Raw genomic sequence first — 25359 nt, 5'->3', positions numbered from 1 at the left:
CGCTGCTGCTGGTCGGTCCTGAGTCCCAGTCGCTCCGCCTCCAGTGCGAAGGCCTGCTCACTGACGACGCCTGCACGAGACGCACAGTTCTTCAGCCTCTTGATGAGCGACGGCAGCTCTGCCTCGATCGCGCGCCGTTCGGCCTCCGCCCCCGGCTCCCCGCCCATAGCGCCCCTTCCAGCGTCCACGCGCCCTGTCCGCCCGAGAGAGCGGGCCGGACACAACCACCATAGGATCGCTACGTTAACACCGTCAACGCGACTTACAAGCGACCCTCTGACGAGACGAGTCATTTGACATTGTCAACAGGTAAGGTAGGTGGTGTTCGCTCAGGCCGCGCCCTCCCCCGGAAGGTCCCCATGCCGCAGCCCAGCCGCCTCCCCGGCTCCCCCGGCTTCCGCATCACACTAGCCAAAGGAGGTGGTGAAGCGCGGGGATACCTGCTCACCGAGTCAGGCAACAACGGCACGCACAGGTTCCTCCTGGAGAAGGGGTCGGTGGTGGCCGCCGAAGCGTGGCCGGGGCTCAGCGACCACAATCGCCGGCTCCGGGCGGAGCTGCGCGCGAGCGGAGCGCTGGTCGACGTGCCCGCCGATCCACAGCGGCCGGAGGCGCCGCCGCGTTGGGTGGCGACCCGCGACATCACGTGCAGCTCCCCCTCGGCCGCCGCCGCAGTCGTGTACGGGTACGACGCGTCGGGCCCGGAGTGGTGGCGCACCGCCGAGGGGCATCCGCTCGCCGACTACCTGGCCACCGGGTGGCGTTCCCCGCGCAAGGCGTGGCTCGTGCGCGGCTCCAACGTCTCCGGCCGCAACCTGGTGCGACAGCTGTGGCTGAAGGAGGGGATCGTCTCGCTCGCAGGTGCGCATCTGCCCCCTCTGGAGGAAACCGATCCGACGAAGAGCGCGCTACGCCGGTTCGTCGAGGAGGGGTACGAGGGGGCGGCCTCCTACAACCAGAAGCGGGGCCTCGTCGACGAGTTGCACGCCTTCCTGACGCAGATGCGTGTCCGCGACACGGTGGCCACCATCAGCGACGGGCGACTGCACGTCGGGGAGATCACCGGGGAGGCCGTGCAAACCGCGTCACCGGGTGGCCTGTCCAATCTGCGGAGGACCGTTGCCTGGCTGCCGGGGAGCCACGCCTACGAGGAGCTGCCGGAGGAGGTGAAGCAGAAGCTGTCCGTACAACACGACGTCGTCGACCTGACCGGTGTCCTGGACGCGCTGGACGAGCTCACCGGTGCTGCTCCGCGTACGGATCCGATGGCGCCCGATGGCGCGGGCGTCCTCCCGGCCGCAGAACGACCGGCGCAGCGGGACCTCTCGCTGCCGGACGTCACCGAGGCCCTCGCCGCCGACCTCCTCGTCCATGATCGCGCGTGGCTGGACGAGATACGCGAACTCCTCCTGGAGGAGAGGCAGTTGGTGCTCTACGGCCCGCCGGGCACCGGAAAGACCTACATGGCGATGAGGCTGGCCGAGTACTTCGGCGGCGGCCCGGAGCAGGTGAAGATCGTGCAGTTCCACCCCTCGTACGCCTACGAGGACTTCTTCGAGGGGTTTCGGCCCGTAGAGGATCCCGAGACACGGGAGGTCGCCTTCCGAATGACGGCGGGACCGCTTCGGGAACTCGCGGACCTCGCCTCCCGCGAGGGCAACCGGCACGTCCCGCACTTCCTGATCATCGACGAGATCAACCGTGCCAATCTGGCGAAGGTCTTCGGCGAACTGTACTTCCTCCTGGAGTACCGGACGAAGTCCGTCCGCCTCACCTACTCCGGAGACGACTTCGCGTTGCCGCCGAACCTGTTCGTGATCGGCACGATGAACACCGCCGACCGGTCGATCGCCCTGGTCGATGCGGCGATGCGGCGCCGTTTCGCCTTCGTGGAGCTGTCCCCGCGCGCCGAGCCGACCGCCGGGCTGCTCGCGCGCTGGCTGAAGCGCGAGGGCAGGGATCCGGAGCCCGCGCGTCTCCTCGACGCCCTCAACGCCCGCATCGACGACGCCGACTTCGCCATCGGTCCCTCCTACCTGATGAAACCAGGCGTGTACCGCGACGGCGGCCTCGAGCGGACCTGGCGCACGAAGATCCTGCCGCTGCTCGAGGAGTACCACTACGGCGAAGGGATCGACACTGAAGCCCGTTACGGACTCGACTCACTGCGTGAGCAGCTCACGTGACCGTGTCTGAGGTGACGCTGCGCGAGTTCGGGCCGCCCGTCTCCGTCCCGCTGGGGTTCGAAGCCGGCCGGGCCCTGGCCGCCTCCCGCGTCCTGCAGAGCGCCACCCCGGATCCCAGCCGGGACGGGCACTGGCTGCTACGGGCCGGCAGCCGGGTCGGCGCCGTGCGCACGCCCAGCGGCCTGGTCGTGCGGATCATGCCCAAGACCCCTGTGCGCCGGCTGTTCTTCCTCCTCGGGTTCAGCCTCGACCCCGCTCGGGCCTGGCGCGACAGCCGGGAGGGCACCGTCGACACCGGAACGTACGACGACGTCGTCCCCGCGCTGGCGCACGCCGTGGAGCGGCAGATCGACGCGGCGCTGCGCCGGGGGGTCCTCCAGGGCTACCGAGGGGTGGAGGAGACCGCGCTGGTCATGCGTGGCCGGCTGCGCGAGGCCGAGCAGATCCGGCGGCACTTCGGCCGTACGCCGCCCGTGGAGATCGCCCACGACGCGTACACCGCCGACACCGCCGAGAACCGCATCCTGCGCGCCGCCACCGAGCGGTTGCTGCGGCTGCCCGACGTCCCGGCGGCTGTCCGACGGCGCCTGGCCCATCAGCGCGCACGTCTCGCCGAGGCGTCGCCACTGATACCCGGTCAACAGCCACCGCGTTGGCAGCCCTCCCGCCTCAACTCCCGCTACAGGCCCGCGTTGCGGCTCGCCGAGGCCGTCCTGCGCGGCACCTCACCGGAGCACCGGCCGGCCGGGTCCGCCGCGCTCGCCGTGGACGGATTCCTGCTCGACATGAACAAGCTGTTCGAGGACTTCGTCACCGTCGCCCTTCGCGAGGCACTTCGGGAGTGCGACCTGACGGCCCATCTCCAGGAGGCCCACCACCTCGACACCGCGGCTGCCGTGCGGATGCGCCCCGACCTCGTCGTCCACAGCGTCGACGGCCGTACACCACGCGCAGTCGTCGATGCCAAGTACAAGGTCGAGAGAGCCGACGGACGTCCCAACGCCGACCTGTACCAGGCGCTCGCCTACGCCACCGTGCTGGGGCTGCGCGAGGCGCACCTGGTGTACGCGGCCGGACGGCAGCCCGAACGCTTCCACGAGGTACGCGGAACGACGGGGGGGCCCAACCGACGGGGAGTGCGGCTGTACCAGCACAGCCTCGACCTCTCCCACGAACCCGGGCAACTCGTGTCGGCCCTCCGGGAGATCGCCGGCCGGCTGGCCGGAGCTTCCCCACATCCGCGATCATGAGTGACCGTCAGGCAGAAAGGAAGATCTCATGCCCCGGCTCGCCTTCGCCCAGAGCTTCTGGGACGGCTACGACACCCTGGACAAGCCCGTCCGAGCCGGGGTGCGCAAGGCCATGGCGAAGTTCCAGGCCCGGAGCGTCGCCGAACTCAACGCGGACAAGGGACTGCACCTGGAGTCCGTCGAGAACGCCCGTGACCCGCGGATGCGCACCATTCGCATCACCGACTTCTGGCGCGGCGTGGTCCTCGCCCCCGATGACGGTAGCGACGTCTTCCTCCTGGTCAACGTCCTGCCTCACGACGACGCCTACACCTGGGCGGCGAAGCGTCTGTACAGCGCCAACACCGCGACCCGCGCCCTGGAGGTACGGAACGCCGTGGCCCTGGACGAGCTGACACCGCTGTACGAGACGGCCGCACGCACGGCGCCCGGGCTGCTGTTCGGGAACGTCTCCGACGGTACGCTCCGTGAGCTCGGCATCGACGACCAGGTCCTGCGAGCCGCGCGTTCCATGGTGGACAAGGCACAGCTGGAGGCGTTCTCCACACTGCTGCCGGAGGACCAGCTGGAGGTGTTGCAGTACCTCGCCGAGGGCTTCAGCCCGGAGGAGGTCTACCGGGACGTCGTCGCCGTCCGCCGCCCCACCGACGCGCCCGCCGAGCCCGTCGAGGACCTTGCCACGGTGATCGCCAACACCCCCGCACGCATCCGCCTGGTCACTGGACCGCAGGAACTGGAGGAGATCCTGGAGAAGCCGTTCGCGGCCTGGCGGGTCTTCCTCCACCCTTCCCAGCGGCGCGTCGCCTACCGCACCTCGTACGGAGGGCCGGTCCAGGTCACCGGCGGCCCGGGGACCGGCAAGACGGTGGCTGCCGTGCACCGGGTCAAGCACCTGCTCGGCACTTCCGGAGACGGTCGCATCCTGCTCACCACGTACACGAACGCCCTCGCCGCCGGACTGCGGGAGATGCTCGGCCTGCTCCTCGACGAGGATGAGAAACTGCTGTCGCGGGTGGATGTGACGACGGTCGACGCCTATGCGAACAGCATCGTGCGCGAGAAGTCGGCGGCCGTGCTCAAGCCGATCGGTGACCGGGAGCAGCGGCTGTTGTGGGAGAAGGTCGTCAAGCAGCTCGATCTTCCGTTCACCGCCCAGTTCCTGGCACAGGAGTACCGGCACATCGTTCTCGGCCAGGACCTCCGCGATCTCGACGCCTACCTCGGCGCGAGCCGCCGCGGCCGCGGCACCGGTCTCGGACCCGCGCGCCGCCGGTTGCTGTGGAGCGGCGTGGAGCGGTTCGAACAGCTCCTGCGCGACCGCGGTGAGACCACCCACCTGCGCGTGTGCGCCCGCGCCGCGGAGCTTCTCGCGACCGAGCCGGCCCCGTACACCCATGTCGTCGTCGACGAGGCGCAGGACCTCCATCCCGCCCAGTGGCGCGTGCTGCGCGCCGCCGTCTCCCCAGGCCCCGACGACCTGTTCCTCACCGGCGATCCGCACCAGCGCATCTACGACTCCAGGGTGTCGCTCGGCTCCTTGGGCATCGCCACGACCGGTCGCAGCTTCCGGCTGCGCGTCAACTACCGCTCCACCGAGGAGGTCCTTGCCTGGTCGGCGCGGCTTCTCGCGCCCGTCACCGTCGACGCGCTCGAGGGTGAGGGAACGGACTCGCTGGCCGGTTACCGCTCCCTGCTCCACGGACGTCCCCCTCGGGTGCAGGGGTACGCGACCCGACAGGAGGAGACCGAGGCCCTGGTGGACCGGGTCCGGTCGTTGCTCGCCGAGGGCCTCGCGCCGCACGAGATCGGCGTGTGCGCACGCTTCAACCTCTCCCTGGACACGGCCGAGGAGAAACTGAGGGCCGCCGGCATCCCGGTCCTCCGGGTGAGGGGGCAGATCGCGCCGGGGGCCACGGGCGTACGGTTGGCGACGATGCACGCCATGAAGGGACTGGAGTTCCGGGCGGTGTCCGTCCTGGCGGTCAACGAGGGCACCGTCCCGTTCGCCCGCGAGATCACCCCACGAGAGGTGGACCCGCTGCAGCACGACGCCGACCTGCTCCGGGACCGCTGCCTCCTCTTCGTCGCTTGCACCCGCGCCCGCGAAGCGCTGAGCGTGACGTGGAGCGGAACTCCCAGCCCGTTCCTGCCGCCCGCCGTCTGACCGACCAGCGGCGCGGACCAGTGCGGGGCACCCGTCGGGATGCCCCGCACGGTCCTCACTCCTCCGGCACCAGAGCGCCGGTGGCCAGACCGTCACGGGCGACTTCGGCGAGTTGCCGGCTCAGCTCGTCCATCTTGCGCATTCCCTCCTCGAACGCGGACAGGGCCCGGAAGGCAGAGCCGTACCGGCGCTGCTCGCCGATGTCCATGCGAGGGATGCGTGAGCCCCTGACGTCAAGGCGGAAGGACCCGCTGGCGCTTGTGGACCGGCGGGCGTTGATGGAGCTGCGCAGAAACCCCCGCAGATAGTCCGTGTCGAGCTGCTCGCTGACTGAGACCGGTTCCGAACCGTCGTACGCGACGACCCCGGCGCGGACGAGGTCCGCGACGTTGGTGGTGGCGCCGTCCAGTGAGCCCGGTCCGTCGCCCGCTGCCAGCTCGGGCAGCAGTGCGGCGAGTCGCCGGATCCGGTCCTCCAGCTCATTGCGCAGGGCAACGTATTCACCGGGATAGTCGCGATGCCGGGCCCGCAGGTGGCTGCCGGGGGTCAGGTCGACGGTCTCGTCGAGAAGTTCGATCAGCGGTACGTCGGCGACCTGGTCGGGCCGGGGTTCCAGAGTTCCGTCCGGGCTGTTGCCAGTCAGGTCGACCATGCGCACGGTGTGGTCCGTGTCGGTACCTCCCGCGTTCTCCGGACGCCGCAAGCACCAGAGATGGACGGGCAGGGCGTGCGAGGTCGCCGTCCCCGGTGGCAGAGCGACCACTTGTCGCACGATGCCCCGGCGTACGAGTTCCGCCCGGATGCGGCGGCCTGCCTTGCGGTAGGCGACCGAGGCAGGCATCACCATGAGGACATGACCGCCGGGCTCGGTGTGCGCATAGGCGTGCTGGAGCCACGCGAGCTCTCCTTCGGCCTTGGAGGGGGTGCCGAGTTCCCAGCGGGAGTCGAGCAGCAGTTCCTCTCGTCCCCACTCGGTCACACCGGCTGGCGGATCGCAGACGACCAGATCGGCTTTGAGATCGCGCCATTCGTCCGCGCGCAGCGAATCGCCCGCCACGACGCGCACCCCTGACCGGCCCACGAGACCGGCGCGGAGCTGTGCGAAACGGGCGCTGTCAGCGTCGATCTCCTGGCCACAACAACGCATCCCCGATTCGGAAGCAACCGACAGGAGCAGCACTCCTATCCCGCAAGCAGGATCGAAGACTGTGGCGTCGGGTGAAAGCTCGGGAGCGAAGTGGCGCACGGCGCGCACCACACGCTCGGGGGTCACCTGATCGGATCCAGCACGCCGGGCGGAGTCCATGAACCGTTCGGTCAGCCCGTTCACGATGTCGACGGGGGCTTCGGTCCGGGCGAGCTCCCGTACACGGACGGCGACGTCGCCCGGCAGTTTGGGCGCATCCTCTCCAGCGAGGACTCCGGCAACCCCTGCCAGGCCCGTGACGATCTGCTCTCCGTAGGCCGCCCGCATGGCCTGCCACAGCTCGACCTCGGGTGACACCTCCTGGCTCTTGCGCTGCCTGTCCAGCCATGCCTGGACCTCGGCGAGCGCGTAGAGCGGACTGTTCGCGCCACCTCCCGCCGGCGCCGGGAAGTCGTCGTAGCGCCGACGCCAGTTCGAGACAGCAGCCCGAGTGACTCCGGCCATCCGGGCGATCTCGGAGCCGGTGACGAGCGGGCTGACCGGTGAAGCGGCATTGTCCGTCATGCCCCCAGCGTACACGGATCAACGCTCCACCTCCAGAAGAAATCCCGTTGACAAGGTACACAATGACCATTGAGGTGGTGCGTGTACCGGGACTCGAGGCCCGGTTCCAGTCATCAGCCATCGCCCGTGCAGGCCACCGCGCCCAGCCCCAATCACGCTGTCAGGCCGAACCGGTTTCGCGATACCCGGGGCTCACACCAGAAATCCGCCGTCTCGCTGGAATCAGGGGCCTCAGACATCACGAGAAATCGGAGGGGGGCCGTCCGGCGGATTCCGTCGAGAAATTCCTTTCCGAGTCGGTGCGCCGTCAGCGGGCTGCCGGTACAGTCCGACGGGTCGCCGGTTACCGTCGGGCGGGGGCGACGAACGGGGATTCAGGTGAGTCTGTTCCGCGTGTGCGTTCCGGGCCGCGCGGTGGCTGTGCACGCCCCTGCCCGCCGCCGGCATTTCCTGTCGTCTCCGGGATTTCCGCGCACCGACGCGTCGATGGGGCGGTTCCGTGTTGCGGACGACGGGGTGACCAGACGCGAGGAGAAGGGACACGACATGCGTGATGTGAGCATTCGGATGGGGAGGGCGCGGGCCTTCGTCGTGGTGTTCGCCATGGCGGTCGGGGTGATGCTGGGGGCACCCGCGCAGGCCCACGCCGCCCCACCGAACGAGCCCGGGGTGCTGTGCGCGCAGATCACCGGGGCGACCGTCTGCTTCGAGTCGTCCGGGGACGACTTCCACGTGTACGACAGCGCGACGGACGGCGCGTCGGCCCGCGCCAACTGGTACGTCGACTACGACCGGGAGACGCCGCACTGCACCAACAGCAACGGCTCCGGCACCTGGCACGAGTGCACCTACGACATGCGCGAAGGGGCCACGGTCTGCTTCCGACCGGAGGTCTACGACGCCAGCGAGGGACGCCTGATCCGCTACGGCGTGCCGTGGACCTGCACGGAGGTGTGACGCCCCGGTAGCGCGGCGGTGGGAGGCGACCGGGTTCCCGGCGCCTCCCACCGCCGCGCGGTGGGTGGGGCGGGTGCGGTGGGCCGACGGTCCCCCGGCCCGGGTACCGACCCGGCGGGCGGCGGCCGCCGCGGCAGGCCGTGGCCGTGTCCGCGTGCTCACCAGCCGAGGGCGTCCAGGACCAGGGCGGCGGTGCGGCGCATGGAGGCGCGGTCGTGGCCGGCGCGGGCCTGGACGGCGAAGCCGTCGGTGAGGGTGGTGACCAGGCGGACCAGGTCGGCGGGCGTACAGCCGGGCGGGAGGTCGTCGGCCTGCTCCAGGCGGCGCGTCAGGGCGAGGTCGCCGGCCCGGCGGCGGGCGGCGACCTGGCGGCGCACCGGCTCGGCGTCCGGGCCGCAGGCGTGCAGCCCGCCGACGCTCAGGCAGCCGCCCACCGAGTCCTCGCCGGCGACCAGTTCGATCGCGCCGTAGACGACGCGTTCCACGACCTGGCGGGCGGTGGGCTCCTCCAGCGCCTCGGCGGCGAAGGCGCCGGGACCGGCGAGGTAGCGGTCGAGCACCCGGCCGAACAGTTCCTCCTTGTTGCCGAAGGCGGCATAGAGGCTGGGCCGGTTGATGCCCATGGCCGCCGTCAGGTCGGCCAGCGAGGTCCCCTCGTACCCCTGCCGCCAGAAGACCTCCAGGGCGCGATCGAGCGCGACGTCCGGGTCGAAGCCGCGGGGACGACCACCGGGCATGCCACCACCTCCAGTTTCATATCTATCGGTACATTACCTCTTGCTCCAGGGGCGCCGCACGAGTAAGTTTCTTACCAATCGATACAGAACACGCAGCCGCCGCCGGCGGCGTCACCAAGGAGATCCCATGAAGGTCCTCGTCATCGGCGTCACCGGCTTCATCGGCTCGGCGGTGGCCGCCGCCCTGACCGAGGCCGGACACGACGTCTACGCCCTGCGGCGGCCCGGGGGCCGGGCCACGGGGTACCACACCGTGCCCGGCGACCTGGCCGACCCGACCTCGCTGGAGCGGGCCGCCGCGGGGTTCGACCGGGTGGTGCACACCGGGGCGCCGCTGGGCGAGGAACTCGACCTGGCCGGAGTGGACGCGCTGCTGGCCGCCGGCAGCCCGCTGATCTACACCACCGGCGCCGCCGTGCTCGGCAGCGGCTCCCAGGAGAGCGAGCCCGACCCGCACCCGGTCGTCGCCTGGCGGGCCGAGGTCGAACGCCGGGTCCGCGCGGCGGGCGGCTGGGTCGTCCGGCCCGGCATGCTGTACGGCGAGGGCGGCGGCAGCGTGCCGACCATGCTGGCGGCCAAGGCCGCCGAGCGCGGCACCGGCGTCCACGTCGGCGAGCCCGGCGTGCGCTGGCCGGTCGTGCACGTGGCCGACCTGGCCGACCTCTACGTCGCGGTGGTCGAACGCGCCGAGCCGGGCACGGTCTGGCACGGGATGAGCGAGACCGTCCGCCTCGACGACCTCGCCCGGACGCTCGGCGGCGGCACGGCGGCGTCCTGGCCGCTGGAGGAGGCGACCGCCGAACTGGGCCCCATCGCCGGCCTGTACGTCCTGGACCAGGACATCGCGGCGGACCGGACGCGACGGCTCCTGGGCTGGGCCCCGAAGCACACCTCGGTCCTCGCCCACCTCGAGGCCGAGCCGCCGTCCCCGGCCCGCTGACCGCCTGGGGCAGCCGGCCCCGCCGCGAGGGAGTCGTCGCCGTGTCACGGTGACGGCTCCCTCACTGCTGCCACCGGACCGGTGGACCGGCCCCTCGCCACTCCCCCGCCGCCCCGGGCGATCCGGGCGGTGCGGGGCGATCCGCGGCGACCGTCCGCCGGCTGACGGCCCGTCGCCCCGGCGGAGTGATCGGGACAAGCGCTTGCTTCCGCGCCGCTCCGCCGGGGCGGCGTCGCGCTCCCGCGAAGTTTTCCCAATTTTCCCAGGTGGCACCCGTCGACGTGGCCGGCTCCGGTGAGGTGGCCCCTGACGTGCGCGTCTTCCGATCTCCGTGCGACAGCAATCCCTTTCCGGCCCGCCGGCGAACGCTAAGGGCCGGTGCGCGACCGATTGACAGCGCTCTCAAAGGCTCTGATCGTGGTACCCCGGCGCGGCGGGACGGACCTTCCAACGACCTGTCATGTACGCATCCATACGGCGGACGCGGGCTGACCTCGGGCGTGCTACCGCCACGCCGCGAGACGTCCCGGCCGGTGCGGGCGCCGCCCGGCGGCACGACCGGAGCAACACAGCACTCGTGAACACGAAAGGGGAGGCGATGATGAGACGACCAGTCGCACTGCGGCTCTACGCGGGCCTGGCCGCGATGGCCCTCGCGGCCACGGCGGGAGCGGTCCTGTCGATGCCCGAGGCCTCGGCGGCGACCGGCAGCGCCACCGGGTACGCGACCCAGAACGGTGGGACCACCGGCGGTGCGGGTGGGCAGACGGTGCGGGCCACGACGGGCACGGCGATCCACGCGGCCCTGTGCAACCGGGCCAGCAGCAGCACCCCGATCGTCATCGAGGTCGAGGGGACCATCAACCACGGCAACACCAGCAAGGTGTCGGGCAGCAGCTGCAACACCGCCGACGGCGTGATCGAGCTCAAGCAGATCAGCAACGTCACGATCGTCGGGGTGGGCGCCGGTGCCGTCTTCGACCAGGTGGGCATCCACATCCGCGAGGCCAGCAACATCATCATCCAGAACGTGACCGTCCGGAACGTCAAGAAGTCCGGATCGCCCACGTCCAACGGCGGCGACGCCATCGGCATGGAGAGCGGCGTCCGCAACGTCTGGGTCGACCACGTCACCCTGGAGGCGTCGGGCGGGGAGTCGGAGGGGTACGACGGCCTCTTCGACATGAAGGACAACACCCAGTACGTGACGCTCTCCTACAGCATCCTGCGCAACTCCGGCCGCGGCGGCCTCGTCGGGTCCAGTGAGAGCGACCTGTCCAACGGCTTCGTCACGTACCACCACAACCTGTACGAGAACATCGACTCCCGCGCGCCCCTGCTGCGTGGCGGCATCGGCCACATGTACAACAACCACTACGTGAGCCTCAACGAGTCGGGCATCAACTCCCGTGCCGGGGCCCGCGCCAAGGTGGACAACAACTACTTCGAGGACTCCAAGGACGTCCTGGGCACCTTCTACACCGACGCGGCCGGTTACTGGCAGGTCAGCGGCAACATCTTCGACAACGTGACCTGGTCCAGCCCGGGCGGCGACAACAACCCCGCCGGGCCGAACCCGCAGTCCAACACCACCGTCAGCATCCCCTACTCCTACCGCCTCGACGCGGCCAGCTGCGTGCCGGGCATCGTGGCCCAGACGGCCGGGGCCAACAAGGGGCTGCGGGTGTCGGACGGCAACTGCACGCCGCAGAACCCGTCCCCGTCCCCGACCACCCCCACGCCGGGCCCCACCACCCCGACGCCCGGTCCCACCACGCCCACGCCGGGACCGAGCACGCCCACCGGGACCAACCTCAGCATCGGCGCCGGCTCGGACGGGTCCAGCAAGGCCAGCGGGACCAGCTACGGCAACGTGCGTGACGGCAACATGAGCACCTACTGGTCGCCGGTCGGCTCGACCGGTTCCATCTCGATCAAGTGGGGCTCCCCGACCACGGTGTCCGCGATCAACATCCGCGAGGCGGCCGGCTCCACCGGCAGCATCGGCTCCTGGCGGGTCCTCAACGGCGACACCGGCGCCGTCCTGACCACGGGCAGCGGGGCGGGCGTCATCACCGTCCCCCGGACCACGCTGAGCAAGATCACCTTCGAGATCACCGGCTCCAACGGCACGCCGAGGGTCGCCGAGTACGAGACCTACGCCGGGTAGCGGCGCCGGCGCGGTGACCGCCGACCGACACTGACCACCCGGTGCCGGGGGACGTCCGACCGGACGTCTCCCGGCACCGGCACGTCAGGGTCCCGGCTGCGCCGTCTCACCCGCCGTGGTGCGGCGGGTTGTGCTGGAGGACGAAGCCGGACACGCCGAGCGCGAGCACGCCCACACCGACGAGCACCAGCCAGACGGTGACCAGCAGCCCGAGGGCGAGCAGCGTGACCCCGGCCGCGGTGACCACCGGCCAGGCGCTGCCCGGAGGGAAGAAGGCGAGCCGGCCGGCGCCGTCGACCACCTCGGCGTCCGCGCGGTCCTCCAGGCGGCGCCGGCTGCGCCTGGAGGTGTGGAAGAGGTAGTAGGCGATCAGGGCGCTCATCAAGCCGCACACGAGCAGCACGGCGGTGCCGGCGGGATCCCGCGCGAGGAGCCAGTAGACCGCCGCGACGCCGGCGAAGAACCCCGCCACCCCGCCGAAGAGGTGTCCCTCGACCCTCACCGGGTGATCCGCCTGATGCTCTCGGTGTCCGGGGTGCCGGCCTCGGGCGCGGCCACGTCGGCGTGCGCGCGGCCGCCCTCCACCTCGGGGTGGTGCAGGTCGAAGGCGGGGGAGTCGGAGCGGATCCGGGGCAGCGCGGTGAAGTTGTGCCGCGGCGGCGGGCAGGAGGTGGCCCATTCCAGGGAACGGCCGAAACCCCACGGATCGTCGCCGGGCGCCACCCGGCCGTGCCGGGCGGACTTCCACACGTTGTAGAGGAAGGCGAGCGTGGAGACGCCCAGCAGCGCCGCGCCGAGGGAGGAGACCACGTTCAGCGCGGTGAAGCCGTCCGTGGGCAGGTAGTCGGCGTAGCGGCGCGGCATGCCCTGGGCGCCCAGCCAGTGGTGCACCAGGAAGGTCACCTGGAAACCGGGGAACAGCAGCCAGAAGTGGATCCGTCCCCACCGCTCGTCCAGCATCCTCCCGGTGAACTTGGGCCACCAGAAGTAGAAGCCGGCGAACATGGCGAAGACCACGGTGCCGAACAGCACGTAGTGCAGGTGGGCCACGACGAAGTAGCTGTCGGTCACGTGGAAGTCCAGCGGTGGCGAGGCGATCAGCACACCGGTCACGCCGCCGACGACGAAGGTCAGCAGGAAGCCGACCGCCCACAGCATGGGCGTCTCGAAGGACAGCGAGCCGCGCCACATGGTGCCGATCCAGTTGAAGAACTTCACCCCGGTCGGAACCGCGATGAGGAAGGACAGCAGGGAGAAGAACGGCAGCAGCACCACGCCGGTGGCGAACATGTGGTGCGCCCACACCACCGCCGACAGGGCGGTGATGGCGATGGTGGCGCCGACCATCCCGTAGTAGCCGAAGAGCGGTTTCCGGCTGAAGACCGGCACGATCTCGGTGATGATGCCGAAGAACGGCAGGGCGACGACGTACACCTCGGGGTGCCCGAAGAACCAGAACAGGTGCTGCCACAGCACGGCCCCGCCGTTGGCGGCGTCGAAGACGTGCGCCCCGAACAACCGGTCGGCCTCCAGGGCCAGCAGCGCGGCGGTCAGCACGGGGAAGGCGAACAGCGCCAGGATCGAGGTGAACAGCACGTTCCAGGTGAAGATCGGCATCCGGAACATGGTCATGCCCGGGGCGCGCAGGCAGACGATCGTGGTGATGAAGTTGACCGCGCCGAGGACCGTGCTCAGCCCGGCGACCACCTGCCCCATGGCCCACAGGTCGGCGCCGAGGTTCGGTGACTCCCCCGCGCCGTTCAACGGGGCGTAGGCGAACCAGCCGAAGGACGCCGCGCCCGCGGGGGTGAGGAAGCCGGCGACCACCATCAGCCCGCCGAAGAGGAACGCCCAGTAGGTGAAGGCGTTCAGCCGGGGGAACGCCACGTCGGGGGCGCCGATCTGCAAGGGCATGACCGCGTTCGCGAACCCGGCGAAGGTGGGGGTGGCGAACAGCAGCATCATCACCGTGCCGTGGATCGTGAACAGCTGGTTGTACCGCTCGTTGTCCGGCACCACCTGCAGGCCCGGCCAGGCGAGTTCGGCCCGCATCAGCAACGCCAGGACGCCACCGAGGAGGAAGAAGCCGAACGAGGTGACCAGGTACATGTTCCCGATCACCTTGTGGTCCGTGGTCGTCAGCCAGCCCAGGATCCGACTGCGCGGCCGACCGACGGCTGCCGTGGGCGCCATGCGGCCCGTCTCCCCGGCACCGCGGCGACCAAACGGGACCGGGTGGATCCCACCCGAACGGTCCCGCGGCGGCTTCTCCCGCGCGTCGTCCGCACCACCGCTCCGCCGGCCGCACCGCCGGCCGCACCGCCGCGGAGCGCCGCTGTCGTTATCCCGTCGAAGGTTGGCACCCGCGCCACTGGGGGACCGGGAGGGGGCTGACTAGCGTCGGGACCGCAGAAGCGCTCCCGCCCCAGCCATCCCGGAGGACACCCGTGCACGCCCAGATCGTCCTGTTCGACGGCTTCGACCCACTCGACGTCATCGCCCCGTACGAGGTGCTGTACGCGGGCGGCACCGCATCCGGCGGAGCGGTGACCGTGGAGCTGGTCTCCGCCGAGGGACCGCGCGAGGTGGTCAGCGGGACCGGCGGCCTGGCGCTGCGCGCCACGGCCCCCCTCGACCCGGCGCGCGCCGACCTCGTCGTGCTGCCCGGCGCCTCCGGCCTCGTCAGCGAGCCCGAGGAGGTCCCCGACTTCGGCGCGGACGACGGAGTGCGGCGCCGGGACGAATACATCCCGCTGCTCCTCGGCCGGACGCTGACCACCCCGCTCCCGGCGCTGCTGGGGAAGGCGATGGCCGACCCGCGGGTTACCGTCGCCGCCGTGTGCGGCGGCTCACTGGTGCTGGCCATGGCCGGTCTGCTGGAAGGCCGGCACGCCACCACCCACCACATGGGCATCGACATGCTGGACGCCACCGGCGCCCACGCCGTGCGGGCCCGTGTGGTGGACGACGGGGACCTGGTCACCGGCGCGGGTGTCACGTCAGGGCTCGACCTGGGCCTCTACCTGCTGGAACGCGAGATCGGCCCGCGGGTCGCGCACGCCGTCGAGGAGCTCTTCGCCCACGAGCGCCGCGGCGTCGTCTGGTGCGAGCACGGGCCCGCGCCCACGCCGCTGTGACCGCCCGCGCGCGCCGTCCGCACCACGGTGAACACCACACAACCCGCACCGCGCGGGCCCCGCACCCACCGAGAAGGAGAATCCCCGCCATGAGCCCCGCCGGCACCTGGGACCTGACCATCGCCACGCCCATCGGGAGGATCACGGCCGTCGTCGAGCTGCGTGAGGACTCCGGGGGCTGGCGCGGCACCGCGGGCGGCAGCGGCGAGGAGGTCCCGCTGCGTGACATCGCGCTCGACGGGGACCGGCTCACCTGGCGGCAGTCCATCACCAGGCCCGTGCGCCTCGACCTCGCCTTCGACGTGGACGTCGACGGCGACACGATGACCGGCGCCTCCAGGGCGGGGCGGCTGCCCGCCACGAAGGTCGCCGGTCGGCGCCGGGCGCCGTCCGGGGCCCGCTGAGCGGGCGATGGTTCGGCTGAGCAGGCAAAGGGCCGGGTGGGTCGGCGATGGGCAGGCGGTGCGGCCGGCCCGCGTGCGGCGGCCCGCTTCCGCCGGGGGAGGCGGGCCGCGCTGGTGACCGGGCCCCGGTGATCAGGCGCCGGTGCAGGAGAGGTCGCTGGGCGGAGTCGAGGAGCCGCCCGAGACCACGAAACCGAAGGTGACGGTGCCGCCCACGGCGAGGGCGCCGTTCCAGGGCGTGTTGCTCACCGTGACGGATCCGCTGGTCCCGGTGTTCTGGCCGTTCCAGAGGTTGCTGATGGACTGGCCCGGAGCCAGGGTCATCCGGACGGCCCAGCCGTTGATCGGGCTGGTCCCGGCGTTGCGGACGGTCACCTCGCCCTGGAAGCCGCCGGACCAGCTGTTGACCGTGCGGTAGCCGGTGACGCAGCCGTCGACGGGTCCGCCGGTGTCGCCCCCGGTGCTGGTGCCGGTGCTGGTGCCGCTGGTCGTCCCGCTGGTGGTGCCGGTGGTCGTCCCGCTCGTGGTGCCGCTGGTGGTCCCGCCCGTGGTGCCGCTGGTGGTCCCGCCCGTGCCGCCGTTGTCGGTGAGCGTCGGCGTCTGCCAGTTCCGCCAACCGGACAGGTTGCCGGCCTTCGAGGGCGAGATCCGGAAGGCGCCCGGAGCGCTGCCCGTCTCCAGCAGGAACCGCTGGATGCTCTGCTGGAGAGGGGTACGCCACTCGGGCCTGACGGCGCAGTGGGTGCCGTCCTGGACGTCCGACCAGTACGTGATGTTGGACGCCGCGCCGAGCGCCCGGTAGACCTCCGCCGCGCCCAGCGCGGCCACGCTGCCCGACCTGGCGCCCAGCCAGTCGATGTGCGGGTTCTCCATGACGAACAGTCCGCGCGGCGCCACCATGGCCAGGATCTGGTGGGTGTCCACCGGCAGCGTGTTGGGGTTGGAGGTGAAGGGGCCGAACGCGTCGCCGAGCCACGGCTGTTCGGAGTAGGCGCTGCTCAGCGGCTGGGCGCCGCTCTCCCCCGGTATCCCGCGGAAGACGGGGGCACCGGCGGTGCCCGACTCGATCGGCATGGTCAGGTCGATGCGCTGGTCGAACGCGCCTGCCGCGAGGGCGCCCTTCCCGAACCGCGAGCATCCGGTGACGCCGGTCGCGTCCGCGCGCAGGACGCTGCCGTCCGACTGCTCGATGACGTCGATGATCCGGCTCACGCCCCAGGACCAGGCCATCAGCAGCCCGGTGCTGCTCGTGGAGCCGTAGATGCTGTAGAAGGCGCCCTGCTTGTTGTTGCGTGCGGTGCCCTCCCGGCCGAGCGCGTAGGGGTCGAGGTTGATGACGGCGGCACCCGAGGCCTTGATGGTGGCGGTGTCCGCACCGAGTCCTCCCAGGACGACGACGGCCGGGAAGGGGCCGGTGCCGCTCGGCAGGTCGACGGTCGCCGAGAAGCTGGCGCTCCTGCCCTGGTCGCTGACGTTCACGGTGATGCCGGTCCGCGAGACGGTTCCGGTGACGCCGGCGGGCCGTGCGGGCTTCTGGCCGTAGACGGAACGCTCCGCCAGTTCCCGGATCTCCGCCCGCCGGCAGCGCCAGTCGGACCGGTCGGTGATGCGCGTGCCGTCCAGCCTGGTGAACGGGTCGGGAAGCAGGGAGTTGGCGGTCGACGGACCGGGCGCGGGCACGGCGCAGTCGGCGCCGTCGTCCTCGACGCCGGGTACGGCGCGCACGGCCGGCCCGGGACCGCTGACGGCTCCCGCCCGCGGGATGAGGGTGACCGCCAGGCTCACGACGGCCGCGAAGACCGCGACCGCCCACACCCACGGGCGGTATCGATGGACGTGCAAGGGAGACCTCCTGAGGACGGCGCGCGGCGGGGGACGGCCCGCTGCCGGACGGCACCGAGGCACCGCCCGCCGGCGCTGCACACGATGGGAAGGACGCCCCGTCCGGCCCGGCGGAGGTGCTGCCGCGAGCGCGACGACCGGGAAGCGTCGTGCGGACTCCTGGGGAGGGGGTCGCACGGATCGCGGGGCGCCGGAGCCAGTCCGGGAGCGCTCCCAGACTAGGAATACGTCGCGAACATGACAATGACCTGGCGCCAGAAACTTTCGCTCACTTTCGATCGCTTGCCCTGCGCTCCGCCGCCGCGCCGCCACCACCCCACCTCCGCGGCACCACCACCGCTCGCGCCTGTGTCGGGGATCACACCGGCCGCGGGTCACGGATCGGCGGGCCGCTTCCATCTGGTGGTCGTCAGCGAGCGGGCGACGGAAGGCGGAACCATGAACACGCGGCGCGGAACAGGTGCGGCGGCCCCCCACCGGGTGCTGGTCCTCGGGGCCGGATACGCCGGGATGTCGGCGGCGATCCAGCTCGCGGCCCGTACGAAGGGGCGCGAGGACGTGGAGGTGACGGTGGTGAACGCGCGGGAGCGGTTCACCGAGCGGCTGCGCCTGCACATGGTGGCGACCGGGCAGCGGCTCGCCGAGCTGAGCATCCCGGAGCTGCTGGAGGGCACGGACGCGCGGTTCGTGCGCGGCTGGGTGACCGCGGTGGACGCGGAGGCCAGGACCGTGCGGATCGACGACGACCGGGGGCTGCGCTACGACACGCTGGTGTACGGGTTGGGCGGGGTGGCCGACACGACGGCGGTGCCCGGTGTCGAGGAGCACGCCTACACCCTGGACGGCGCACAGGACGCCGAGCTGCTCGCCGACCGGCTCGCCCGGCTGGCGGGGCACGGCGGCGGCACGGTGGTGGTCGGCGGCAGCGGACTGACCGGCGTCGAGTCGGCCGCGGAGATCGCCGAGCGGCACCCGGAGCTGACCGTGGTGCTGCTGGGCCGGGAGGAGCCCGGTGCCGCCATGCACCCGAAGGCCCGGGCGTACCTGCGGTCGGCGCTCGAACGCCTGGGCGTCCGGGTGCGTTGCGGGGTGGAGGTGCGCAAGGTGCTGCCCGACTCGGTGGAGCTGGCGGACGGGGAGGGCGTCGCCGCCGACGTGGTGCTGTGGACCGCCGGCACCCGGACCTCGCCGCTGGCGGGCGCCGCCGGGCTGACCGTGGACGAGCGCGGGCGGGTCGTCACCGACGCGACGCTGCGGTCGGTGTCGCACCCGGAGGTGTACGCCGTGGGCGACGCCGCGGCCGTCCGCCAGCCCTACGGCGCCATGCACGGCACCTGCCAGTCGGGCATGCCGACCGGTGTGCACGCCGCGGTCTCCATCGTCCGCGCGCTGCGGGGCCGGCGCCCCAGGCCGTTCCGCTTCGGCTACTACCACACGCCGGTGAGCCTGGGGCGGCACGACGCGGTCGTGCAGTTCACCCGCCCCGACGACAGCCCCCGACGGGTGTACCTGACCGGTCGACGGGCGGCCTGGTACAAGGAGACGGTGACCGCTTCCCCCTGGCCCACCTGGGGCCGCATGAAGAAGATGCCCGCCTCGGGCGCGCTCTGGCCCACCGGCGGCCGCTTCACCCGGATCCGGAGGGCACGGTGACCCAGCCCTCCCCGGACGTCGACCAGCAGGTGTTCACCCGGTACCGCACCCTGCTGTTCTCGGTGGCCTACCGCCTCCTCGGCAGCGCGGCCGACGCGGAGGACGCGGTCCAGGACGCCTGGTTCAAGTGGTCGGCCGCCGACCGCTCCCGGGTCGCCGACCCCAAGGCCTACCTGACGCGGATCGTCTCCAACCTCGCGCTGGAACGGCTGCGCTCCACCCGGCACAAGCGCGAGAGCTACGTGGGGCCGTGGCTCCCGGAGCCGATCCTCACCACCGGGGACACGGCCGACGCGGTCACGGAGGCCGAGTCGGTGTCGATGGCGATGCTGGTGGTGCTGGAGACGCTGAGCCCGCTGGAGCGCGCGGTCTTCGTGCTGAGGGAGGTCTTCGACTTCAGCCATGCCGAGATCGCCGAGGCGGTGGAGCGGTCGGAGGCCGCCGTGCGGCAGGCCGCCCACCGTGCGCGCGAGCACGTGCGGGCCCGCCGGCCGCGCTTCACCGCGGACCGCTCCAGGCAGCGCGAGGTCACCGAGCGGTTCCTGACCGCCGCGACCGGCGGTGACGTGAGCGCCCTGATGGAACTGCTGTCCCCCGACGTCACCCTGTGGACCGACGGCGGCGGCAAGGTCCGCCAGGCCATGCGTCCGGTCGTGGGCGCGTCCACCGTGGCCGCCTGGTTCGCGGCCATCGGCACCGTGAGCTACCAGGGCGTCGACCCCGCCGACATGTCGGCCGACCTCGTCGAGATCAACGGCGGGCCCGGCATGGTGTTCCGCGCGCCGGGACGCGTGATCGCCACCGTCACCTTCGACTTCGACGCCGAGGGCCGCATCGTCGCCATCCACAACGTGGCGAACCCGGACAAACTCCGGGCCGTCGCCGGCGGCACCGCCCACGCCCTCGGCACGCGGTGAACCGGCGCGCGGGGCCGAGGAAAAAATTTTCCGGGCCGATGTCGATCCGGCCGCGTCCCGTTCGTCGTCATGGTGTGCGGCGCCGCGCCGCGCGTGGGGAACGACGCGACCTGACAGGAGTTCGGACCATGAAGTACATGCTGCTGATCAACGCCGGTGCGGTGGACGCGGACGGCGGGGCCGCCGAGTGCGGCGTCCAGGACTGGATCGCCTACGACAGCGCCGTGCGGGACGCGGGGATCTGGGTGTCCGGCGAGTCGCTGGCGGACCTGGTCACCGCCACCACGGTGCGGGTGGGCCCGGACGGCGAGCGGTCCGTGGTGGACGGGCCGTTCGCGGAGACCCGCGAGGTCCTCGGCGGTTTCTACGTCATCGACGTGCCGGACCTGGACGCCGCACTGGACTGGGCGGCCCGCTGCCCCGGGGCGCGCGGCAGCGGTTCGGTCGTGGTGCGGCCGGTCGCCGACTTCGGGGCCTGAGCACGGTGGCGGAACGGGTGATCGGCGCCGAGCGGGCGGTGGAGGCGGTGTTCCGCGAGGAGCACGGCCTGCTGCTCGCCTCCCTGGTCCGCCGCTTCGGCGACCTCGACCTGGCCGAGGAGGTCGCCTCCGAGGCGATCGAGGCGGCGCTGGTGCACTGGCCGGTGCGGGGCGTGCCGGCCAGGCCCGGCGCCTGGCTGCTGACGACGGCCCGGCGCCGGGCCGTCGACCGGCTGCGCCGCGACCAGGCGTACGCCGCCCGGCTCGCCGTGCTCCAGGTGGAGGCGGACCGGGCGGCCCCCGCCGCCCCGCCCGCCGACGCCGCCACCGACGCCGACCTCCCCGACGAGCGGCTGCGGCTGTTCTTCACCTGCGCCCATCCGGCCCTGCCGGCCGAGGCGCGCGGGGCGCTGATGCTGCGTTGCCTGGCCGGGCTGACGACGGCCGAGGTGGCGCGGGCCCATCTCGTCCCGCCGGCGACGATGGCGCAGCGGATCGTGCGGGCGAAGCGGAAGATCCGCGAGGCGCGGATCCCGTTCCGGGTGCCGGGGGCGGACGAGCTGCCGGGGCGCCTGCCGGGAGTGCTCCAGGTCCTGTACTCGGTCTTCACGGAAGGGTACGCGGCCAGCTCCGGCCCGGACCTGCAGCGTCCCGATCTCGCCGAGGAGGCCATCCGGCTGGCGCGGATCCTGCGCCGGCTGCTGCCCGGTGAGCGGGAGGTCACCGGGTTGCTGGCGCTGATGCTGCTGGTCCACGCGCGCCGCGAGGCCCGCATCGGCCCGGCCGGGGAGCTGGTGCTGCTCGACGAGCAGGACCGCGCCCGCTGGGACCGCGCCATGATCGAGGAGGGTCTGGCCCTGGTTCCGGTGGCGCTGACCGGCGGCCCGCCCGGACCGTACGCGGTGCAGGCGGCGATCGCCGCCCTGCACGACGAGGCCGCGGACCTAGCGACGACGGACTGGCCGCAGATCACGGCGCTCTACGACGTGCTGTCCGCGCTCGCCCCGTCCCCGGTCGTCGCGCTGAACCGGGCCGTGGCCGTGGCGATGCGCGACGGCCCCGAGGCGGGCCTGGCCCTGCTCGACGAGCTGGCCGGCGAGGAGCGGCTGCGCGGCTACCACCCCTACCACGCCGCCCGGGCGGACCTGCTGTACCGGCTCGGCCGGCTCCCCGACGCCGCGGCGGCCTACCGCCGCGCGCTGGAACTGGCCGGCACCGAACCGGAACGGGCGCACCTGCGGCGCGGGCTGGAGGCGACCGGTGAGACTGCATCAGCAACTTAAATAAATCTCTGATATGTTCGGCGCATGACCGGGGAGCGGACGCCCGAACTGGACGTGGGCGAGATGGTGGCCGCGGTGGAGGAGTTCAACGGCTTCTTCATCCGGCTGCCGTCCATCCAGCGGCTGAGTTTCACCACGCTGTCGGTCCTGCACACGCTGGCGCGGCGCGGTCCGGTGCGGCTCGGTGAACTGACGGCGACCGAGCAGGTCACCCAGTCCGCCGTCACGCAGATGGTGACCAGGCTGGAACGGGACGGGCTGGTCGAGCGCCGCCCGGACCCCACGGACGGCCGTGCGGTGCTGGTGCACATCACCGCCGCCGGCGCCGAGGTGGTCGCCGCCCGACGCGCCGACCGGACCGCCCGACTCGCCCCGGTCCTGGAGCGGTTGTCGGCCGAGGAACGGTCGGCGATCGCCGCCGCGCTCCCCGCCCTGCGCCGCATCGCCGAACTCGGCGGCGCCCCCTGACCACGCGCGGCGTCGACCGGAGGAGACGACGATGACCCACCACACCACCCCATCGCGCGGCACCGGGCCCCGGCCGTTCCCGCTGGAGCCGACGCCGATCCACGTGCCGGACGAGGTGCTCGCCGACCTGAGGCGGCGTCTGGAGTCGGTCCGCTGGCCCGACGTCGCCGCCGACGACGGCTGGAGCTACGGCGTGAACCGCGCCTACCTGCGGGAGCTCGTCGACCACTGGCGCACCGGTTTCGACTGGCGCGCCGCCGAGGCGCGGATCAACGCCTACGAGCACTACCGGGTCGAGGTCGAGGGCGTGCCGGTGCACTTCATGCGCAGGCCCGGGGTCGGTCCCGACCCGGTTCCGCTGATCCTCACGCACGGTTGGCCCTGGACGTTCTGGCACTGGTCCAAGGTGGTCGACCCGCTCGCCGACCCGGGCGCGCACGGCGGCGACCCGGCCGAGGCATTCGACGTGATCGTCCCCTCGTTCCCCGGTTTCGGTTTCTCCGGGCCGCTGCTGCCGGACCATCCGGACATGAACTTCTGGAAGGTCGCCGACCTCTGGCACACGCTCATGACCCGGATCCTGGGCCACGACCGGTACGCCGCCGCCGGCTGCGACGTCGGCGCACTAGTCACCGGCCAGCTCGGGCACAAGTACGCCGACGCGCTGTACGCCATCCACATCGGCTCCGGCCAGAAGCTCAGCATGTTCAACGGCGACCGGGCCTGGGACCTCAGCGGCGGCCGGCCCATTCCGGAGGGCCTGCCCGCCGACGTCCACGCCCGGCTCGTCGCCCTGGAGAGACGCTTCGCCGTCCATCTCGCCGCGCACGTCCTCGGCCCCAGCACGCTCGCCTACGGGCTGTCCGACTCGCCGGCCGGGATGCTCGCCTGGATCCTCGAACGCTGGGTGACCTGGAGCGACAACGGCGGCGACATCGAGTCGGTGTTCACCAAGGACGACCTGCTCACCCACGCCACGATCTACTGGGCGACCAACACGATCGGCACCTCGATCCGCACCTACGCCAACAACAACCGCCATCCGTGGACCCCGTCGCACGACCGGTGGCCGGTCGTCGAGGCACCCACCGGCATCACCTTCGTCGCCCACGAGAACCCGCCCGGCGTCCGCACCGACCAGCGGGTCCGGCACTTCGTCGAGAGCGAGCGCGGCGCCTGGTACAACCACGTCAACCTCACCGCCCACGACCACGGCGGCCACTTCATCCCCTGGGAGATCCCCGACGAGTGGGTCGACGACCTCCGGCGGACGTTCCGCGGCCGCCGCTAGCGCGACTCGCCGGCGGGTGCCCGGTCAGCTCTGCGTCCCGGTGGTCCCGATGGTCCCGATGGTCCCGATGTCCAGGACCGCCTTGCCGTTCACCCGCCGGCCGCGCAGCACGCCGGCCGCCTCCGCCACGCGTTCCCAGGATCCGCGCCAGCCGATCTGGGCGGCGAGCGTGCCCTCGGCGACCCGCTGGACGAGGACGCCCAGGTCGGGGCCGAACTCCCCCTCGTTGACGAACGAGGTCAGCGACTTGGCCGGCCCGATCGTCGCGTACGGCGGGAAGACGGCCGGCTGGCCGGAGGTCCAGCCGACGCTCTGCGCGCTGCCGCCCGGCGCGAGCAGGGCCCACGCCTCGACGAGCTGCGGTCCGCCGACGTTGTCGATCACGATGTCCACCGGCCGGTCGAGGCCCGCCAGGCCGATCAGGACCTCGTCGGCGCCCGCCTCGGCCAGTCCCGCTCCGCGGGCCGCCGAGCCGACGGAGGCGATCACGTGGGCTCCCGCGTGCGCCGCCAGCTGCACGGCGAACCGGCCCACGCCACCGGACGCCCCGGTGACCAGTACCCGCTTGCCCGCCGCCAGCCCGGCCGCGCGCAGGGAGCGCAGCGCGGCCAGGCCGGCCACGGGCAACGCGGCCGCCACGGCCAGGTCGACCGGGTCGGGAACCGGGGCCAACGCTCCGACGTCGACCGCGGCGCGCTCGGCGAAGGCGCCGGAGGTCAGCGCCACCACCCGGGTGCCCACGGCCGGTCCGGTGCCGTCCTCCGCGGCGCGCACCACCACCCCGGCGGCGTCCGAACCGAGCACCGCCCCAGGCGGCACGCGTCCGGACCGGGCGTCGTTGAGGTCCCCGTGGTTCAGCGAGGCGTGGTGCACCTCCACCAGCACCTGACCGGCCCCGGCCACCGGCTCCGGCACCTCGGCCAGACGCACCGACTCGCTCGCCGACGGATCCACGATGAGAGCCCGAACGGACATGTCCCCTCCTCATTCACGGTCGCTGGGAGCCGTCCCCGAACGGTGCGAACTCCCCGCGCGGCGCCCCCTGAACAAGAAGAGACGATAGCGGATAGTTTTGTTGTAGACAATCTTCGACGGATCAAACGCTCGTCGGCGCACGCGCCCGGGAGGGGTCGGGGCCTCGAGGGTGGATCAGGGGTCAGGGGTGGAGGGGTTCGTCGGCGAGGTAGGGGGGTGCGGGGGTGTACTGGATCTCGCGGCGGACGGCGCGGGCGTGGTCCCGGCCGTGGAGCCGGCCGACGAGCCACAGGGAGCCGTCGATCCCGGCGGAGACCCCCTGGCAGGTGAGCAGGTCCGCGTCCACCACGTAGCGGGCGTCGCGCACGACGGTGACGTCGCCGCGCGCCTGGAGGGCGTCCTCGTAGGCCCAGTGGGTGGCCACGCACCGGCCGCGCGCCGGCCCGGCGGCGTGCAGCAGGAACGCGCCGGTGCACACGCCGACCACCCATTCGGCCTGGGCGGCGGTCCTGGCGATCCAGTCGGTGGTCCGCGGCTTGTGTGGTTCCACCTCGCGGGCTCCACGGCCGCCGGGCACCAGCAGCACGTCCAGCGGCGGGTGGTCGTCCAGGGTGTGGTCGGGCAGCACCCGCATGCCCTTGGCGCAGCGGACGGGACCGGGCCGTTCGGCGATCAGCACGGCGGTGTCGGCGCCGCCGCGGAGGATGGCCGAGGTGGTGAGGACCTCCCAGGGGCCGGCGAAGTCGAGTTCCTCCGCCTCGTCGAAGATCAGTAGTCCGTAGGTCGTCATGGCGC

Annotated in this window: 21 protein-coding genes; 14 read left to right on the top strand and 7 right to left on the bottom strand. The window is 72.2% G+C overall.

Translation table 11 applies throughout. The features are described from left to right. Positions 1-359: 359 nt before the first annotated feature. From FHU37_RS03820 to FHU37_RS03810, 3 genes are read left to right on the top strand one after another with little or no spacing between them, the layout of a single operon-like run. Positions 360-2186 carry a DUF4357 domain-containing protein gene (locus tag FHU37_RS03820; protein WP_179812808.1) on the top strand — a complete coding sequence of 609 codons (1827 nt, stop codon included), beginning with the start codon at positions 360-362 and terminating at the stop codon, positions 2184-2186. Then, entirely contained in the window at positions 2183-3436 is a 1254-nt protein-coding gene (locus FHU37_RS03815; protein WP_312892409.1) for an McrC family protein, read from the top strand. Before FHU37_RS03820 ends, FHU37_RS03815 begins: the two co-directional genes overlap by 4 nt. A gap of 28 nt (positions 3437-3464) precedes the next feature. After that, positions 3465-5600: a DEAD/DEAH box helicase gene (locus FHU37_RS03810; RefSeq protein ID WP_179812807.1), complete on the top strand. Its 2136-nt coding sequence runs from the start codon at positions 3465-3467 to the stop codon at positions 5598-5600. A gap of 55 nt (positions 5601-5655) precedes the next feature. Here the strand turns inward: FHU37_RS03810 and FHU37_RS03805 are convergent, their stop codons facing one another. After that, positions 5656-7311, bottom strand: coding sequence for an N-6 DNA methylase (locus FHU37_RS03805; protein WP_179812806.1), 1656 nt, complete (start codon positions 7309-7311; stop codon positions 5656-5658). 546 nt (positions 7312-7857) lie between these two features. Here FHU37_RS03805 and FHU37_RS03800 point away from each other — a divergent pair. Further along, positions 7858-8268 carry a hypothetical protein gene (locus FHU37_RS03800; protein WP_179812805.1) on the top strand — a complete coding sequence of 137 codons (411 nt, stop codon included), beginning with the start codon at positions 7858-7860 and terminating at the stop codon, positions 8266-8268. A gap of 158 nt (positions 8269-8426) precedes the next feature. Here FHU37_RS03800 and FHU37_RS03795 read toward each other — a convergent pair whose 3' ends face one another. Continuing rightward, positions 8427-9005 (bottom strand): TetR/AcrR family transcriptional regulator, encoded by a 579-nt coding sequence (locus FHU37_RS03795; protein ID WP_179812804.1) that lies wholly within the window; start codon positions 9003-9005, stop codon positions 8427-8429. A 127-nt stretch (positions 9006-9132) separates the two neighbouring features. On the opposite strand from FHU37_RS03795, the gene FHU37_RS03790 reads away from it, so the two are divergent. Together FHU37_RS03790 and FHU37_RS03785 are read left to right on the top strand one after the other, a co-directional pair. Beyond that, the gene (locus tag FHU37_RS03790; RefSeq protein ID WP_218903928.1) at positions 9133-9945 is read left to right on the top strand and encodes an NAD-dependent epimerase/dehydratase family protein; all 813 of its coding nucleotides are present in this window, start codon (positions 9133-9135) and stop codon (positions 9943-9945) included. A 601-nt stretch (positions 9946-10546) separates the two neighbouring features. Then, on the top strand, positions 10547-12115 hold the full coding sequence (locus FHU37_RS03785; protein WP_179812802.1) for a pectate lyase family protein: 1569 nt from the start codon (positions 10547-10549) through the stop codon (positions 12113-12115). A gap of 106 nt (positions 12116-12221) precedes the next feature. Here FHU37_RS03785 and ctaF read toward each other — a convergent pair whose 3' ends face one another. Next, positions 12222-12617: an aa3-type cytochrome oxidase subunit IV gene (ctaF, locus tag FHU37_RS03780; RefSeq protein ID WP_179812801.1), complete on the bottom strand. Its 396-nt coding sequence runs from the start codon at positions 12615-12617 to the stop codon at positions 12222-12224. Further along, positions 12614-14308 carry an aa3-type cytochrome oxidase subunit I gene (gene ctaD, locus FHU37_RS03775; RefSeq protein ID WP_179812800.1) on the bottom strand — a complete coding sequence of 565 codons (1695 nt, stop codon included), beginning with the start codon at positions 14306-14308 and terminating at the stop codon, positions 12614-12616. Before ctaD ends, ctaF begins: the two co-directional genes overlap by 4 nt. 254 nt (positions 14309-14562) lie before the next feature. On the opposite strand from ctaD, the gene FHU37_RS03770 reads away from it, so the two are divergent. After that, the gene (locus FHU37_RS03770; protein WP_179812799.1) at positions 14563-15252 is read left to right on the top strand and encodes a DJ-1/PfpI family protein; all 690 of its coding nucleotides are present in this window, start codon (positions 14563-14565) and stop codon (positions 15250-15252) included. 89 nt (positions 15253-15341) lie between these two features. Next, entirely contained in the window at positions 15342-15656 is a 315-nt protein-coding gene (locus FHU37_RS03765) for a hypothetical protein (protein ID WP_179812798.1), read from the top strand. Between the two features lie 132 nt (positions 15657-15788). Here the strand turns inward: FHU37_RS03765 and FHU37_RS03760 are convergent, their stop codons facing one another. Further along, the gene (locus FHU37_RS03760) at positions 15789-17498 is read right to left on the bottom strand and encodes a glucuronyl esterase domain-containing protein (RefSeq protein ID WP_218903927.1); all 1710 of its coding nucleotides are present in this window, start codon (positions 17496-17498) and stop codon (positions 15789-15791) included. A 438-nt stretch (positions 17499-17936) separates the two neighbouring features. On the opposite strand from FHU37_RS03760, the gene FHU37_RS03755 reads away from it, so the two are divergent. The 6 genes from FHU37_RS03755 to FHU37_RS03730 all read left to right on the top strand — a co-directional run bounded on the left by FHU37_RS03755 (position 17937) and on the right by FHU37_RS03730 (position 23589). Beyond that, positions 17937-19151, top strand: coding sequence for an NAD(P)/FAD-dependent oxidoreductase (locus FHU37_RS03755; RefSeq protein WP_179812796.1), 1215 nt, complete (start codon positions 17937-17939; stop codon positions 19149-19151). Beyond that, the gene (locus FHU37_RS03750) at positions 19148-20068 is read left to right on the top strand and encodes an RNA polymerase sigma-70 factor (RefSeq protein WP_312892408.1); all 921 of its coding nucleotides are present in this window, start codon (positions 19148-19150) and stop codon (positions 20066-20068) included. The genes FHU37_RS03755 and FHU37_RS03750 overlap by 4 nt, the downstream gene beginning before the upstream one ends. Before the next feature lie 128 nt (positions 20069-20196). Continuing rightward, the gene (locus FHU37_RS03745) at positions 20197-20547 is read left to right on the top strand and encodes a YciI family protein (protein WP_179812795.1); all 351 of its coding nucleotides are present in this window, start codon (positions 20197-20199) and stop codon (positions 20545-20547) included. 5 nt (positions 20548-20552) lie between these two features. Then, positions 20553-21830, top strand: coding sequence for an RNA polymerase sigma factor (locus tag FHU37_RS03740; RefSeq protein ID WP_179812794.1), 1278 nt, complete (start codon positions 20553-20555; stop codon positions 21828-21830). Between the two features lie 24 nt (positions 21831-21854). Continuing rightward, entirely contained in the window at positions 21855-22298 is a 444-nt protein-coding gene (locus FHU37_RS03735; RefSeq protein ID WP_179812793.1) for a MarR family winged helix-turn-helix transcriptional regulator, read from the top strand. A gap of 31 nt (positions 22299-22329) precedes the next feature. Next, positions 22330-23589, top strand: a complete 1260-nt coding sequence (locus FHU37_RS03730) for an epoxide hydrolase family protein (RefSeq protein ID WP_179812792.1) — start codon at positions 22330-22332, stop codon at positions 23587-23589. Between the two features lie 24 nt (positions 23590-23613). Here the strand turns inward: FHU37_RS03730 and FHU37_RS03725 are convergent, their stop codons facing one another. Together FHU37_RS03725 and FHU37_RS03720 are read right to left on the bottom strand one after the other, a co-directional pair. Next, entirely contained in the window at positions 23614-24564 is a 951-nt protein-coding gene (locus FHU37_RS03725) for a zinc-binding dehydrogenase (RefSeq protein ID WP_179812791.1), read from the bottom strand. A 181-nt stretch (positions 24565-24745) separates the two neighbouring features. Next, positions 24746-25354, bottom strand: coding sequence for a DJ-1/PfpI family protein (locus FHU37_RS03720; protein ID WP_179812790.1), 609 nt, complete (start codon positions 25352-25354; stop codon positions 24746-24748). Positions 25355-25359: the final 5 nt, after the last annotated feature.

This window comes from Allostreptomyces psammosilenae (assembly GCF_013407765.1).
Classification (GTDB): domain Bacteria; phylum Actinomycetota; class Actinomycetes; order Streptomycetales; family Streptomycetaceae; genus Allostreptomyces; species Allostreptomyces psammosilenae.
Note: the sequence above shows the minus strand (reverse complement) of the source record. Positions and strands in the feature narration are given on the sequence as shown.